General features: G+C 63.4%; 13 protein-coding genes. 3 read left to right on the top strand and 10 right to left on the bottom strand.

Annotated elements, in window-relative coordinates; translation table 11 throughout:
* Positions 1–4 precede the first annotated feature (4 nt).
* Positions 5–823: a GAF and ANTAR domain-containing protein gene (locus tag CXQ88_RS14560; protein WP_258061887.1), complete on the bottom strand. Its 819-nt coding sequence runs from the start codon at positions 821–823 to the stop codon at positions 5–7.
* A 112-nt stretch (positions 824–935) separates the two neighbouring features.
* Entirely contained in the window at positions 936–1685 is a 750-nt protein-coding gene (locus CXQ88_RS14555; protein ID WP_104044870.1) for an SDR family oxidoreductase, read from the bottom strand.
* A gap of 191 nt (positions 1686–1876) precedes the next feature.
* Here CXQ88_RS14555 and CXQ88_RS14550 point away from each other — a divergent pair, with 191 nt between their 5' ends.
* The gene (locus CXQ88_RS14550) at positions 1877–2596 is read left to right on the top strand and encodes a GAF domain-containing protein (RefSeq protein ID WP_181037535.1); all 720 of its coding nucleotides are present in this window, start codon (positions 1877–1879) and stop codon (positions 2594–2596) included.
* 76 nt (positions 2597–2672) lie between these two features.
* Here CXQ88_RS14550 and CXQ88_RS14545 read toward each other — a convergent pair whose 3' ends face one another.
* Entirely contained in the window at positions 2673–4829 is a 2157-nt protein-coding gene (locus CXQ88_RS14545) for a VCBS repeat-containing protein (RefSeq protein ID WP_104044868.1), read from the bottom strand.
* 197 nt (positions 4830–5026) lie between these two features.
* Complete coding sequence (locus tag CXQ88_RS14540) at positions 5027–6208, bottom strand: acyltransferase family protein (protein ID WP_104044867.1); 1182 nt, start codon at positions 6206–6208, stop codon at positions 5027–5029.
* A gap of 371 nt (positions 6209–6579) precedes the next feature.
* Between CXQ88_RS14540 and CXQ88_RS14535 the strand changes: the two genes are divergently transcribed.
* Both CXQ88_RS14535 and CXQ88_RS14530 read left to right on the top strand, forming a co-directional pair.
* Positions 6580–9678 carry a chitobiase/beta-hexosaminidase C-terminal domain-containing protein gene (locus tag CXQ88_RS14535; RefSeq protein ID WP_181037533.1) on the top strand — a complete coding sequence of 1033 codons (3099 nt, stop codon included), beginning with the start codon at positions 6580–6582 and terminating at the stop codon, positions 9676–9678.
* 466 nt (positions 9679–10144) lie between these two features.
* On the top strand, positions 10145–10882 hold the full coding sequence (locus CXQ88_RS14530) for a hypothetical protein (protein ID WP_146069219.1): 738 nt from the start codon (positions 10145–10147) through the stop codon (positions 10880–10882).
* 51 nt (positions 10883–10933) lie between these two features.
* On the opposite strand, the gene CXQ88_RS14525 is transcribed toward CXQ88_RS14530, so the two are convergent.
* The 6 genes from CXQ88_RS14525 to CXQ88_RS14505 form a co-directional block, all read right to left on the bottom strand.
* Positions 10934–11161 (bottom strand): hypothetical protein, encoded by a 228-nt coding sequence (locus tag CXQ88_RS14525; RefSeq protein WP_104044864.1) that lies wholly within the window; start codon positions 11159–11161, stop codon positions 10934–10936.
* 300 nt (positions 11162–11461) lie between these two features.
* Positions 11462–12112 carry a metalloregulator ArsR/SmtB family transcription factor gene (locus tag CXQ88_RS14520; protein ID WP_104044863.1) on the bottom strand — a complete coding sequence of 217 codons (651 nt, stop codon included), beginning with the start codon at positions 12110–12112 and terminating at the stop codon, positions 11462–11464.
* Positions 12113–12255: 143 nt separating this feature from the next.
* Positions 12256–12423, bottom strand: coding sequence for a hypothetical protein (locus CXQ88_RS21855; RefSeq protein ID WP_181037532.1), 168 nt, complete (start codon positions 12421–12423; stop codon positions 12256–12258).
* Positions 12424–12506: 83 nt separating this feature from the next.
* On the bottom strand, positions 12507–13760 hold the full coding sequence (locus tag CXQ88_RS14515) for an ABC transporter permease (RefSeq protein WP_104044862.1): 1254 nt from the start codon (positions 13758–13760) through the stop codon (positions 12507–12509).
* 7 nt (positions 13761–13767) lie between these two features.
* Positions 13768–14667: an ABC transporter ATP-binding protein gene (locus CXQ88_RS14510; protein ID WP_104044935.1), complete on the bottom strand. Its 900-nt coding sequence runs from the start codon at positions 14665–14667 to the stop codon at positions 13768–13770.
* A gap of 142 nt (positions 14668–14809) precedes the next feature.
* Positions 14810–15556 carry a GAF and ANTAR domain-containing protein gene (locus CXQ88_RS14505; RefSeq protein WP_104044861.1) on the bottom strand — a complete coding sequence of 249 codons (747 nt, stop codon included), beginning with the start codon at positions 15554–15556 and terminating at the stop codon, positions 14810–14812.
* Positions 15557–15592 lie beyond the last annotated feature (36 nt).

Raw genomic sequence — 15592 nt, 5'->3', positions numbered from 1 at the left:
CTGTTCAGACCTCGAACCGGGTTCCCGGTGCGCCGCTTGGAAGATTGTTCAGGACTCCCTCGGCCACCTCGCGCACCAGCAGGCCCTTGCGGGTTGAGGCACCGGCGAGCATGCTGAACGCGTCCGGATAGGAACAGCGGTTCCGGCCCATGATCACCCCGCAGGCCACGTCGATGGAGGTCCGGCTTTCCAGGACGGCCTTCAGGTTGTCCCCGGCCGCACGGACGCTTTGGACCTCAAGGGCCAGCCTCAGGCTCCTTCCCGCCACGCCCGCCAACCACGTTGCTTGGCTGACCGCCTCAGGTGCGAACCGGACCTCCGGCGGGGCAAAGAAAGCCAGCGCGCAAGACATTCCGGCGTCGAGCCGGACCGGAACGGCGAGGACCTCGCCGTAGCCGGCGTCGAGGCACCGCTGCCGGTAAGCCTGCCACCGCAGGGGAGGGCCGCCGTCGGCCGCCACAACCACGGGACTGCCTGCCTCTATGGCCTGGGCCAAAGGGCCGTCGTCGAGATCCTTTTCCATAGCCGCAAGGGCAGCCGCACGGCCGTTGTTGGCCGCCCGGATCGGAGCGCCCTGCGGCGTGGTGAGAGTGGCGGCGCAGTCGATCTGGACCCCGGTGTACCCCGTGAGGGCCACTGCCGCGGTCTCAGCGAGCCGCCGCAGGGAGTCGACGCCGGTCGCTACGTCCGTGACCAGGTCCAGCAGGAACCCGGACGGCTCAGGCCACGGCTCCAAGCCGGCGGAGCCCGCCGCCGCCCGCCTTCCGCCGTCGGCCTTTACTACCCGGCTGCTGGCGCCCGCCACATGTACCGTCACCGTCACGCCCCCGTTCGAACCTCGCCCGCGCGAGTAATTCGCGGGCTGCACTTCGAATCTAGGCGGGGCTGCGGGGGAGGGCACGAGTAGCGGGTACTCGAATTTACCCCTGCGGGGGCTACTTGTCTTGGTGCGTTTCCAGCCATTCCTGGAATGTCTGGCGTCCGACGTCGGCACCCGCCTTGGGAATCAGCCCGCCCTTCCGCATTGCCTTGCCCATGCGGCCGGGAACATTCAGCTGCACGATGCGCTTCCGCTTGCCCGTCTTCTGCAGGTAAGCGCGGACCAGGTCGGCAAGTTTTTCGGCGCGGGGCCCGCCAAGATCGGGGAGCCGCCCCTTAGGCCCTGTCTCTGCTGCAATCACCAAGGCTTCGGCAACTTCCCGGGCAGCCACCGGCTGGGTGAACATTTTCGGGACCAGAACCAGCGGCCCGGCCGAGACGGCCCTGACTGCCATCGGTACAAATTCGTGGAACTGCGTGGACCTCAGGAGGGACCAGGGTATTCCGCCGTGCCTGACTTCGTCCTCCTGCACCAACTTTCCGGCGTACAGTCCCGAGGTTGCCTTGTCGATGCCCACGATGGAGAGCGCCACATGGTGACGCACGCCGGCCTTCTTCTCCGCCGCCAGCAGGTTCTGGGTGGCATTGGTGTAGAAGTCCACTGCCTTTTTGGTGGACATGGTCTGGATGCCGGACACGTCAATGACTGTCTCCGCACCTTGGAGCGCCTGGTCGAGGCCGCGGCCGTTCACCAGGTCCACGCCCTCGGATCGGCTCAGGCTGATGGCGTCATGACCGCGCTCGCGTGCTATCTCGACGACGTGGCGCCCCACGGTTCCTGTTCCCCCTGCAACGGCAATCCTCATGCAAGAAATCCTATGAGTAGTTGAGGACAAATTGGGTCACGACTCCATTGCCAGTTTCCGATACGCATGCCTTTTTGTGTGGGCGGGGTAGCCTTGGAGGTGAAGTAGTAAGTAGCCTTATCAACATGGTTTTTGCGCAGCTGCGGAAAAACTTGGTTCGTGAAGTGCGATGTGGTTTGGAGTTGGACGGTGTGGATGAAGAGATGGAGCGGCGGCTTGAGCTCGCTGCCACAATCGGTGTAGATCCCCGGAAACTTTTGCCTGCTAATCGCGGCCGCTCCCAGTGGTCGGAGTTCGAGTTGGACGCGTACCTTCATGGTGCGCTGGCCTGGCCGAGGCTTGAACCCGGCCGTGGTGCAGCCAGGCCGGCCAGCCGGAAGAAGACCCGTGAGCACGCGTTCTCGGCCCTGGGCGCCGCAGGGAGCTTCCTGCTGACTCCTGAACGTGCAGAGGCGGAACGCCTGGAATCTCTGCGCGAAACGGACCTTCTGCACAGCGGGCGGGAGGAGACCTTTGACCGGATTGTGGCTGCCACTAGGAAATTCTTCAACGTTGGTGCTGCCTCAATGTCACTTATCGCCGAAGACGCCCAGTACTTCAAGTCTGTCTTCGGGCCCCTCCGCGAGGAGACTCCCCGTCAGATTGCGCTTTGCGCGGCAACGGTGGAACACAACTCGATGCTGATCAGTAACGACACGTTTGAGGATGAACGTTTCGCGTCCAATCCGCTGGTTGTGGGGGAGCCGCACATCCGCTTCTACGCCGGCTATCCCTTGCACGGGCCGCGCGGCTGGAACATCGGAACCCTGTGCATCATCGACCAAAAACCCCGGGCCTTCCCGCCGTCCGAGCAGCAGGTACTCCGGACACTCGCTGCCATCGTGCAGAGCCATATCGACGCTCGGCTCTGACAGGCGTCCAGACAAGTACCGCCCGCGTACTCCATGTACGCGGGCGGTACTTGCATTGGTCAGACTATGCAGTGCCTTAGCTGAGGGCGTTCATGATGTTCCAGCCGCCGCCGGCCTTTACCCGGGTGGGGAAGGTGCCGGCGCCGTTGCCCAGGTAGGACCAGAGAACTCCGCTCCTGTCGCGGGCCACGAGGTCGTCACGTCCGTCGCTGTTGAGGTCCGCAGCGCCGCTGATGGCATTCATGGTGTTCCAGCCTGCGCCTGCACTGACCCGGGCGGGGAAGGCGCCGGCGCCGTTGCCCATGTAGGACCACAGAACTCCGCTGGCGTCGCGGGCCACGAGGTCGGCCCTGCCGTCCCGGTTGAGGTCACCGGCGGCGTTGACCGCAAAGGCGCCCCAACCTGCGCCGGCGCTGATGCGGGACGGGAAGATGCCGGTGTTGTTGCCGGCGTAGCTCCACAGGACTCCCTGGGAGTCGGTGGCGAGCAAATCATTCCGTCCGTCGCCCGTGACATCACTGGCTGCGCTGATGTTCTTCATGGTGTTCCAGCCTGCCCCAACGCGAACCCTGGTGGGGAAGGTGCCGGAGCCGTTGCCGCGGTAGGTCCACAGCACTCCGCTGGAGTCGCGGGCCACGATGTCAGCACGGCCGTCACCGGTAAGGTCGCCGGTTGCGCTGATCGAGTTCATGACGTTCCAGCCGGCGCCGACCCTGATCCGGTTGGGGAAGCTGCCTGCGCCGTTGCCGAGATAGGTCCACAGCACTCCGCTTGAGTCGCGTGCCACGAGATCAGCACGCCCGTCGCCGTTGAAGTCCCGCGCGGTGCTGGTGACGCCGGTACCCGTACCAATTCGGACGTTCCGGTTGGCGACAACACCCGTGTTTCCGGCCGTGTCCGTCGCGCGGACGCTGAAGGTGAAGAAGCCGTTGGTCTGGGCGTCCCAGGTCTTCGGCGACGTGCAGGTCGGGTCCCAGTCGCCGTTGGTGGGAAGCAGCCGGCATTCGTACCGTGCCTGCGGATCAGCGCTGCTGAAGTTCAGCGTCGGAGTGTTGTCCAGGCTGGGCGTGGACGGAAATGGAGCCGTCACGGCGACAGCCGGCGCCGTCGTGTCCACGGTGAAGGTGAGTGTGCCGGAGGTCAGGGCTCCGGCACGGGCCTGCACGGTGTGGCGTCCCTGGGCCAGCGGCGCCAGCTTCAAGGAGTACGTGGAGCCGGTAACCGTGGCTGCCTGGGCTGCACCGCCGTTGACCACCAGCTCAACCGGCCCTGTGGTGCCCGCCGGCAGCGTACCGGACAGGGTCGGCGCGGTCACGTTGGTGACGTTGTCCGCTGAGGAGCGGCCGCTGTCGCTGGCTGCGGCCAGATCCGGCGTCGAGGGACCGCCTTCGGTGCCCTCGGCGATGAGGCCCTGGACGGTGAAGGTGCTGACCGTCAGTGTGTCAACGCCGGGTCCACCGGCGTTCGGTCCGTCAACCCGCACGAAGTTGTTGCCTGAGGGAGCGCCGGTGACGGCCCGGGCGGTGTTGATGTCGCCGATGGTGCCGGCAGGTGCCCCGACCTGCTTGAGGAAAGTGGCTGTTGAACCGGCACGGTAATCTCCCAGGAAGCCGGCGCCGACGCCTGCCCAGTCGCAGGCCGTCGTCTCGTTCGGGGCGCAGGCGCCCTGATCGAGGGTCTCGTTGATTTCCCCGAAGTTGTCGGCCGCGAAGGTGTGGACCCCGTACGGGTGGGTGATCGTGTAGGACTGTCCGGCCTGAAGCCCGTCCAGCCGGAACCGCAGCCTGCCGAATCCCATCTGATCGCCGTCGATCACAGCTTCATTGGCATGTGCTGCTTCGAGAGCGGCTTCATAAAGGCCCAGGTTGCCGCTGGACGCCTCAGCTGCGAACCAGAAGGCTTCGTCAGGGAAATTGTCCGGGTAAGATGCGGGCAGGTCCGGGTTGGGTGGTTCGACAAGGCAGCCCTTCCCTGCTTCGTAGCAGAGCTGCAGGCGGACGGTCCCGTCCGAATACCAGGTGGGAAACCCGTTTGTCTCATCCACCGGCCCCATGCCTGCTGTGGCAGCGCTGCCCGGAAGGGCAGCGAGCGGTGCAAGCGATGCGGCCAGCAGCGCGCCGGAGACCACAGCGGCAAGACGGCGGGCGGTTGTAGTCATTGGCTGGCGGTCTGTCCGGCGGGCGCGGCGCGCTCCGTCTGGCATCTCGGGCCGGTCAACAGATTTGGAAAACATGGTGACTCCTCAGATGACTCTCCATTAATGGCCCCCAGTACCTTCAAGGCCAGGCCGAGAAGTGGATTTCCCCGCCACCGTCACAGTGGCGGATCGACCTTGGGAAGACCCTGCATCCCTGCTTCAGGGCCTGGGCTGCGTGCCGCACAACCCCAGCTTTTTCCAAGAACCGAGGACTCGAAGGCGGACAGCGGACGTTATCTGTCCGGCCAGAGCTGCGGGGTCCGTCTGGCAGCCACGTCCTCGGCCCAGCCGATAGTGAGGAACACGATGGCGAGGAGCAGCCAGATGCCAACGAAAAGGGTCCACTCGCTCTCCAGCAGCCAGGGCATGGCCTCGGCAATCTGGTCGTTGTTGTAGAGCCTGTCGACGATCGCGTAAGAGACCGACAGCAGCAGGGTATGCCAGAGATAGATGGTGACGGCCCTGTTGTTGATGAGGGTGACTGGCCTGTCGAGGATCCTGAGCGGCCGGGGCAGCGTCTTCCAGGATGGGGAGACCCGCAGGAGCATCGCGCAGAACCCCAGGGCCCACAGGCCTTCTACCCAGGGAATGTTGTTCAGGTCCCAGCCCGTCTCTTCAAGCTGGGGTGCGGCCCAGAGGAAGCCGAGAGCCATGATCACCGGTCCGGCTGAGAATACGATCCACCACGGGATCCTGCGCAGCATGCCGGTGTAGTGGGCGAAGCCGAGAACCCAGCAGGAGCCGTAGGTGGCAAAGTCGGTGACGCCACTGTCCGCCCAGTCGGGCAGCGTCACCCATTCGGCGGCGATGGGCACCATGATCCCGAGCGGTGCCGCCAGCGTAATCCACGGCAGCCGGCGGAAGGCCGCGAGCAGCAGGGGAGACAAAAGCATGAACCAGAAGTAGGCACGGATGTACCAGAGGATGACTCCGGCCTCGTGGGCCCACAAGCTATCGACCAGGCCTGCGTCAGAACCAACGCTTACCGGGTAGGGCGGGTCACCGAGCGGGATGAACCACAAAAGGATTTCGGGCCAGGAGCGGCCCTCTTCCTGGTCCGGAGTCCAGCCCTGCCAGAGCAGGAGAATCAGAACTGTGGCGCTGTAGACCCACAAAGGCAGCAACAGGCGCCGGGCCCTGCTTTTCAGAACACCCAAGGCAGGCCGCTCGAGGGAGCGCGCCATCAGGGATCCCGCGAGGGCGAACATGACGCCCATGGAAGGGAAGACCAGACTCAGCCAGGCTACGCCGGAGAAGGTATGGTAGGCGACAATCCGGATCAGGGCGAGCGCGCGCAGCAGGTCCAGGTACCGGTCCCGCCCGGAAGGGTCTGGGGTGCCGTGGGTCGGTCCGGCAATACGTCCAGGTGCGGCGGCCGGAGGTGCGGGAATTGTGCTGACTAACGGTTTCTCCATGCGCCCGGTCCCTTTGCTGTTGCCTGCAGCCCCTGAACGGCGCGCGCAGTAGACGCTACCGCCAAGCCGTACGTGACGTTATCAGCTGCTGCTTCCGACGGCGCGGGTACCGAATACTCGAATATCCGACGGCAGGGCTACGTGCTACTTAGGTACCACCTCAAGGTATTCCGAAGGTCCCCTCGGAACAGTGGCCCCTGGGCAGGTCTCTTTCCTGCCACGCCCGGCAGCAGTCTCGCTCGTCGGGGGTTTCGGAATTAACGGGGGAGACAATCATGAATTTGGACAGTACACGCACGGCAGCGGGGGGTACCTCCCGCGCGAGCAGGATGTGGAGGGGGACCGGAATTGCTGCCTCGGCGGTTGTGCTCTTGTCCACATTCAGTCCACTACCTGCCGGGGCAGCGCCTCAACCCGCACTACTTCCAGCGGCTGTATCGGGGGCAGAGGGAAGCTTTGGACCAGTCAACCCCGAAACGGGCTACCCGTACTGGTACGGGGACCAGAACGGCCTTCGACTCGAATTGTGCCTCGACGACGTCAATGTCTGCCCCGTTGTCGGGGCAGGCTACGATCCATCCCAGCCGCCGGCGATTCCCGGAAATTTCCCGGACGAATCCTTCTGGTGGTCGGCCGAGGCATCGCTGACGTTGCCGAACGGGCAGGACGCCCGCCTCATCATGGCCCAGGAAGCGGCGTTTGGAGGCGCCGGAGAAATTATCAACGGACAGCAGGCTGCCTTCGCCCGCATGCGGATCCGGCTGGACGACATGACTCCAAACGCCACCTACAAGGCGACCACGCCGTACGGCGTCTATGAAGTCACTGCGGATGATCGCGGAAGGGTGCGCTTCACGGAGGACATCGGCTGCCTGCAGCAGCCCTGCACCTGGAATGAACCACTGTCCGGCAGCTGGGGCCCGTTCCTTCAGTGGGATTCGCCCGTGCCTGCTGCCTATGCCGGATCCATCGGTGACCCCAACGTAGAACACACAGTAACGGGCAGCCCCTTCAACACGAACTTCTTCCGCATTGAGGGCCCGGGCATCCCAGCACCGGTTGAAACGAATCTTTTTGCGGTGCAGGGCAAGATCGCCACTGTCCGCGCCGGAGTGGACAAGCCCGGTGGCACCTACAATCAAGCCCTGACGGTCAACATCCAGGCGTCCTTCCCCGATGAGGCGAAGATTGTTTACACAACCGACGGTACAGACCCTGTGGTCGCCGAGGACGGCTCCGTCAGCCACGGAGAAGTGTGGCAGCCGTCACTAAATGATAACGACGTTGCCCCAGTGTCGCTCGCTACCCCGGGCACCACGGAACTCCGGTATATGGCGGTCAGCCTCACCGAGCCGGCCCAGCGCACGGGAATCAAAAGCGAGACCTACAATCTCGATGCGACGAGCCCATGGATCGCCGCGACACCGGACGCCGCTGCGCCCAATTACGCGGGTCCCCAGCAGGTAACCCTCACCGGTACCACCGCGGAGGGCGCGGGACCGGCAACTGTGTACTACACGCTCGATGGTTCCGAGCCGACGTACGACAACGGCGGGGCCACCGGTTCAACAAAGGAGTACGACGGCACCCCCATTACGGTGGGCAGCACCACTCTCATTCGGGCTATGTCGGTCAATGGGGAAGGCGCTGCAGGAGAAATCCGGAACTTCCGGTACGTCATCCACAACCTGAAGGCCATGGGTCCAGTAGTTCCAGGTGGCCACGGATATCCCTCGTGGCTGGAAGATCACACCGGAGTTCAACTGGACCTGTGCCTCGACGATCCGCTGTGCCCAATCATCGAGGAACTGCCATTGCCGGAGAACGACCCATCCTTCCCTGATAATTTCCCCGGAGAGTCCTTCTGGTGGGCCGCTGAAGCCTTCCTGCCAGTCGAGGGAGAAGAAGTGCGGTTGACCCTCGCCCTGGAAGCAGCCTTCAGCGGCGAGGCGGTTATCGCCGGAGACGAGGTTGCCTTCGGACGCATCCGTGTCCGCGGTGACGATGTGTTTGAGGTCGGCTCGACCTACCAGATCATCCATCCCTACGGGACGTTTGAGGTTATCGCCGATGACACCGGCAGCCTTCGCTACACGGAAGACCTCGGCAGCATGAACGGCAACGGCGACTTCACCCCGCTGCTTGAGCAGAAGGTCGGGCCGTTCCTACGGTGGACTGAGGGAGCACCTGAGGGTTACCTCGGTGACGGTTCCACACCTCACGCCGTAACGGGCAGCCCGTACAACACCAACTCCTTCGAGATCCGCCATCTCAAGGACCCATTCGGTGAACCGGTCAACAGAAGCCTGGGCACAACCACAGACTTCGTGGTTCAGGGCCGCACGGTCGGTGCCACGCCTCCGGAGGCCCCGACGGCGGCGGCAAGCACTGCAGGCGGCACCTTCAATGAATCCCAAACCGTCACGCTGAGTGCCACTCCCGAAGGTGCGCAGATCTTCTTCACCATGGACGGTTCAGAACCCACCGCGGAGGACGGGACCCCCTACACCGGCGAGATCGCCCTCGAAGAGGGAACCACCACCCTGAAATTCATCGCGGTGAACGGGGGTGTGCCCTCGGCGGTCGTTACCGAGGTCTACACAGTGGACTCGATAGCTCCGGAGCTGACGACCACCACCCCGGGTGGTACCTTCACGGCAGCCACGACGGCGGTCCTCTCCGCCAGCGAGGGCGCAGCCATCCGGTTCACCACCGACGGCACCGATCCCACGGTAAGCAGTCCGCTGTACACCGAGCCCATTGCCATCACTCAGACCTCAACGCTTCGTGCGATCGCGGTCGACGGTGCCGGCAACATCAGCCCACTCGGACAATGGGAGTTTGTCATCAACGTGCCGGCCGGCCTCGATCGCCATGACTTCTCCGGTGACGGGAACCCCGATGCGCTGGCTCGGGATACTTCGGGCAAGCTGTGGCTGTACCCCGGGGATGGTGCAGGCAAGTGGCTGCCCAGGGTTTACCTGGGCGCCGGCTGGAACAGCATGACCAGCATTGTTGGTCCGGGTGATTTCAACGGTGACGGTAAAGCCGACGTGCTGGCTCGGGATGGTTCGGGCAAGCTGTGGCTGTACCCCGGGAATGGTGCAGGCAAGTGGCTGCCCAGGGTTTACCTCGGTGCCGGCTGGAACAGCATGACCAGCATTGTTGGTCCGGGTGATTTCAACGGTGACGGTAACGTCGATGCGCTGGCTCGGGATGGTTCGGGCAAGCTGTGGCTGTACCCCGGGAATGGTGCAGGCAAGTGGCTGCCCAGGGTTTACCTCGGTGCCGGCTGGAACAGCATGACCAGCATTGTTGGTCCGGGTGATTTCAACGGTGACGGTAACGTCGATGCGCTGGCTCGGGATGGTTCGGGCAAGCTGTGGCTGTACCCCGGGAATGGTGCCGGCAAGTGGCTGCCCAGGGTTTACCTCGGCGCGGGCTGGAACAGCATGACCAGCATCCTCTAACCCCTTCCCCACTACGGAGCGATCCTGCTCCAACACACACAGGAAGGCCTCCCACGCCCGCGGCGTGGGAGGCCTTCCCTGTGGACCCTGTTTGTGCCACGAACGGATCCTGAGGCCGTGTCCTCCACGACGGCCGTGGAGTATCGATTGGGCGGCCTGGTAGGCGTCCAACGGGACGGATGGGCCCTCCGTATGGAGGAAGGAAGGTACATCTCATCAGGGCAGCTAGGGATTTCCTTGTGGGCCTCGCGCCATAGCTCCATAGGATTTCCGCAAGGCTGAGGCGTCAATCTGTCACTAGCTGGCTGGGGAGTTAGGCCCCCATAACTCATTCCGGTCAGCGCCGGGCTTGGCGTCGCACCCCAGATGCGATGCCAAGCCCGGCTACCAGGTCTCCCGCTCCAAGACGTGAACAGCCCACTCGTGCCGCGCGTCGATGGAACGCATCACGGATTGGATTTCGGAAATGCCCATCACCAGCAACGTCGCTTGGGACGAACGACTCGAAGCCTTCAAGGGCAGGGACACAGCCCAATACGTCGAGACGGTCAAAGCCACTGCCAGCCGCTGCGCAGCCTGCCGGCTACCTCTCGGCCCCGGAGCGGCCTTGTCCCTGATGGTCTTCATCACCGAAGGATCCGATTCGGACGGCGTATCGTCGCTGACTTTCGATCCTGTCGTCTGTCATCTGCAGTGTCAGGAACCCGGGCTGAGTATGCGTGAAGCAATTGGACTGGTGGAAGGCGTGATCTCCGTGGGTGCGCGGTTGGTCGTTGGCGGAGAAGGGTGGGGGACGGCGGCCATTCCTGTGCTGGCCTACACCCTGGTACCTAACGTTGTTATTGGGGAAGCGGGCGGGGAGATGACATCCGCGCTGGTCTCGCTCCTGCTGAATCACGGATTCCAGATGTCTACCAGTGCCCGCTACAGCGACATCCTGGAGCGGGCACTTCCGGCCGGGAACACTTGCATCTGCACCGTGGCCGGCGGCGGAGCTGTCCAGCTGCACGTTGACGGACTCTTGATGTGTTCCCAGCAGCTGGACAGAGGGAACCCCAATGATGCCGCCTGGCTGCAGGCCGCCGGCGCAGGGCGTGTCCTGGTCATCAGCGGCGACAACCTGACGTTCGCGGAAACTGGCCTGGAGCTGGCGGCAGCTGCCCGCCTCGGCACACTGGTCACGGGCTTGGTCCCGGCTTACTAACAAGCGATCTGTTGCGGGACGAGGATTGCCGTGATCAGTGGCCTACGGGATTCACCGCGGCCCTGAGTGGGCTCGGTGCCCTTGCAACGTGGCGCGGAGGAAATCGCGGTCAGTGGGGGAGACGATAGTCTCACCGTGCCGGTCCTGTTCGAGGAGGACCCCGGTCGCCTTGCTTATCGCTGCCCCGACGGACCGGGGAAGGATGATGCACCCCGGATTATTGACGAACCATTGCCGAGTCTCGGGTTCCAGCCGGTCCCACAGGTTGTCAATGACCACGACATGCTCCTTCGAAATATGGTTAGAGGCGGAGGGGACCACGCTGTCCCCTCCGCACCTATTTCCGCACCACGAGCCCCCATGCCAAGGAAACCTTGGCTCCTGGTACGGCTTCTTCTCCGCCTGTGCGTGCCGCCGAGAAGAAGTTTGAAAGCGATGAGAAGAACGGGAATTGACCGATAGACATATTCGTCAATCCCTACTTCGAGTGTGGTCCTCCGCACCCGGAGAGGTCAAGGGACTGCCGGAATAAGACGCCTCTTCAGAGCGGCCGGGCAGGGGCCGGGGTGACAGGCAGAGTCAGGCTCGGCGCCGTTCCTGAGGCCTGCGCAGTTCCGCGTCCGCAGCCTCACGAAGTGTCAGGTGACGCTCATTTGCAGTCATGATCAATTGCCAGGCAGCTGTGTCCCTGCTGCAGCCGCTTCGCGCAGCTATCGCTTCACATGCGTCCTCTATCAAGGAACGCGATGCCAAGGTGGCCTCCAAAGCCGAGACCTGCTCGTCCGAAAAGGCTGCCTGGGACGGGACGTCCGGCCGGGAGGCGGGAGCAGCCCCGGACCTGAGCTGCGGGGTCGACCAGGAGGAGGCGCTCGCTCGGCCGACGCTGGCCACGGACGCAACCGCCCTGGCTTGCAGCAGGGAGCGGGCAACGGCTAACAAATCTGCGGCTTCCGGGTGTTCCAGCCGATAGACAAGCCGGCCGTCCGAACGCAAGCACTGAATCAGGTGCTGCCCTCGCATTTGGGTGAGGTGCCGGGACAGATGCGTAGCCTTAACCCCGGTGCCCTCGCAGAGCTCGGGAATTGAGGAATCGCCGCGGCTGAGCAGTTCCAGGATCTGCGCCCTGACCGGATGGGCAATGGCCTTGAACAACTCAGCCGCAGCAGACATTGACGGCCCGGCCGCGCCATGAGGAAGCACCGCACTCTCCGACATGGGTTGGCTCTTCATCCCTGCCTTCCTTTCGCTTCGCCGGCGCAGGAGATAAAAGTTCCGGGGCTGGCTTTCATCCGATGGTCCCGCGCATCGCCCAAGCCGTCAATACACTTGGCCATCAGTCGGCGTGCACAACCTCGGATTGCCGTTTTGCCCTATCAGCGGGGGATGCGGCGTCCCTTGAAACGGCCCAGGAGCAGGAGGACGATTGCCACGACCAGCAGCACGGGAGCCACCCCCAGGAGGAAGCTCAGCGTATTGACGGCCAAGCCCACAACAAGGAGGAGCACGGCGACGGCGACAATCACCATGACTAACGCTTTCATCAGTTGCACCCTTCGAAGGCCGCGGTTGGAGGAGCCGGGACTCTGGAATGTTCGTTTCCCCAGCGTACGCCGTTTCCCTGGCGTCAGCTCTTCGAAGTGCCGGCAATTCCCGGCGTGCGGCGGCCGCTGCTGAGGGCTGTCTTGATGTTGACCCGCGAGGCGTAGGAGATGGAGCCGTACTGGAAGAGCCGCACGGCCAGGAAGAACATCAGCACCGCGCCGATGTAAAGGATGGCGATGACGAAGGCTGCTTCTACCGCACCCAGTGAGCCCAAGCCGTTGCGCAGCAGCGCGGTGACCGGGGCGGAGAACGGAAAGTAGGTGAAGACCTGCACGATGAGGGCCTGGGGATTGGAGAAGATCAGGGACACGGCATAGAACGGGACGAAGATCAAGGCGATCATGACCGCCATGTAGTTTCCGGCTTCCTTGACCGTGGGCATGATGGCGCCGATCGCCACCAGCGTGTTGGTGAAAAGGGCAAAGCCCCCCACGAGGATAAGGAAACCGGTAATCATCGGTACCGGTTCAAAGACCAGTGCGGAAAGGTTGAAGTCCGGGATGTTGATTTGATCGCGGAAGAACAGGTACCCGATCACCACAGGGGAGGAGAAGATGACCATCTGCAGGAGCCCGATTGCGAACAGGGCCAGGACTTTGCCGCTGATCAGAGTGGTGGGCTTCAGGGTGGTCAGGATCATTTCGGTGACCCTGTTCTCCTTCTCCTCCAGCGTGGAACTCAGCATCTGCCCGCCCAGCAGGATGATCAGGCCATAGAAAATGACCAGGAAGAACAACGGCGGCACCGCGGACATGAACCCGCCGGCTTCGACGCCGTCGCGGTAGGTTTTCAGGTCAACGGTCGCTTCCGTGCCGGCAAGGGTTGACAGCTCGGCCGAGCCGATGCGGGCGTCGACCGCCCGGGTCAGCATGGCCTGCGCAACGGCGGAGTACTTGTTGTTCTCGAAAAGGCCCTGGTCGGCGCCGTACACCTTTACGGCTTCCGTGGCCGGATCGGCGGGGAAGTCGAAGAAGGCATCCACGCTGCCGGACCGGACGGCGGACAAACCCTCCTCGGCGGAGGCCGCCGTCGTCGCTCCGAACACCCCCGCCTGCTCAGGGGTGATGAGCCCTGACGCATCCGTATAGGAGATGCTGAACTCGGCGCTCTTCTGGGCGTCGGCGGCGCTGTCGGTGGCGGTGTTGGACGCGTAGAGCAGGCCGAACACGACGGCCATGATGAACGGCACGGCCAGGGTGCCTATCCAGAAGCGCTTCTTGCCGACGGTCCGGAAGAACTCGAAGCTGATGACGGTACTGAGGTTGTGCTGTGCCATGTCCGTCTTATGCCTCTGCCATCTCGAAGTTGCTGGTCGCGACCTGGTTTTGGGCGCCGTAGATCCTGATGAAGATCTCCTCCAAGGAGATCTTGGTGGTGGTGAAGGACCGGACCGTGACACCGGCGGCGATAAGCTCCTTGAGGATGTCAGCCTCGTCCGTGTCATCGGCGATGGATAGCTCGGAGTAGTTCCTCTCGCTTACCGTGACCGTGTAGCGGGGCGACGGCGGGACCGGGCCGCTGTGACGGAGCCGGAGGACCCGTCCGCCGAACTGGTTCTGGACGTCGTCGATGGTCCCGTAGGCTTCGGCGGTGCCGTTCTTAAGCAGGATCACCCGGTCACACAGCCGTTCCACTTCCTCCATCTGGTGGGTGACCATCACAACGGTGGCGCCCTTGGTCTTCTGCTCGCCGATGATGTCCATCAGCAGGCGCCGGTTGACCGGGTCAAAACCCTTTGTCGGTTCGTCCAGGATCAGCAGCTCAGGCTCGTTCATGATGGTCACGCCAAGCTGGACCTTCTGCTGCTGCCCGCCGGAAAGCTTGTCCAGTTGGGCGCCGGCCTTATCCGCCAGGGCGACACGCTCCAGGTACTCCAGGGACCAGGTCCTGGCGGCGTGCCGGTCCAGGCCTTTGAGCCGGCCGAAATACGTCATCACGTCGATGACCTTTTCCTTCTTGTACAGGCCGCGCTCCTCGGGCAGGTACCCCAGGCGTCCGCCGTCTTCGGGGCGGAACGGCTTCCCGTCGATGTGAAGTGTCCCGGCTGTGGGCTGGTAGATCCCCAGCAGCGCCCGGATGGTGGTGGTCTTCCCGGAGCCGTTGCTGCCCAGGAACCCGAAGGTCTCACCCCTGTGGACGTCGAAGGACAGATCCCGGATGACTGTTGTGTCCCCAAAGTCCATCCGGAAACCGTTGATATGGACGAGTGCTTCGCTCAAGGCTGTTCCCCAAACATGTGCCTGCAAATGATCTCTCGAGTCTATCGGCGGGCATGTAAGACGGGGTCCGTCCAAAGGATGACAACGGCGGGTGCTGCGGACGATGCTAGTCCTCGAAGTGGGTGACCGTTTGTTTGGTGCCCGATAGCCGCCGGATGATTTCCAGGGCAACCGAATGGACTTTCAGATTGCGGTTGTTGGATGCCCGGAGGAGGAAATGGTAGGCCTCTTCCTGGGAACAGCGGTTTTGCGTCATGATCATGCCGCAGGCAAGGTCGATGGACGTTCTGCTCTCCATTGCGGCTTTGAGGTCATCTGCAAGCAGTTCGGCGGTGATGATGCGCAGGGTCAGCCGCAGTGCCTGTCCCGCAGTGTGCGTAAAGACCGTGGCCTCGCTGATGGCTTCCTCCGTGAACAGTCCGGTGACGGGGGCAAAGAAGTTCAGGGACGCGGTTGCCGTTTCGCCCAGGTCCACGGGAACGCCCAAAACACTTTTGTAGCCTGCGGCATTCAGGCCCCGTGAGTACAGGGGCCATCGCTGGTCGGTCCCGGTGTCGGCCAGCAGCACTGTTGTGTAGGTGCGGATGGCGTCCAGGCAGGGCCCGTGTCCGAGGTCCTGTTCGATGCGGTCCAAAACCACCGCTGTCTCGCTGCTGCCGGCGACCGTAACTGTCCGTTTGTGCCGGCGCAGGGTTATAGCACAGGCAATGGGTGCACCGGTGGTCCTGCTAAGGGTTGAAGCAGCATTCCCGATCATTCCGTCGAGGAAGCCTTTGACATCCTCGCTCTCGGCGATGAGCTGGTGGAGTTGCTGGAAGTCCTCGTTGTGCCTGTCTGTGCCCACAATCTCCATGCTAGAAGCATGGCGAGGAGAACGACAGGAGCAGTG

Origin of the sequence: Arthrobacter sp. ZGTC412 (assembly GCF_002929215.1) — a bacterium.
GTDB lineage: Bacteria > Actinomycetota > Actinomycetes > Actinomycetales > Micrococcaceae > Arthrobacter.
Note: the sequence above shows the minus strand (reverse complement) of the source record. Positions and strands in the feature narration are given on the sequence as shown.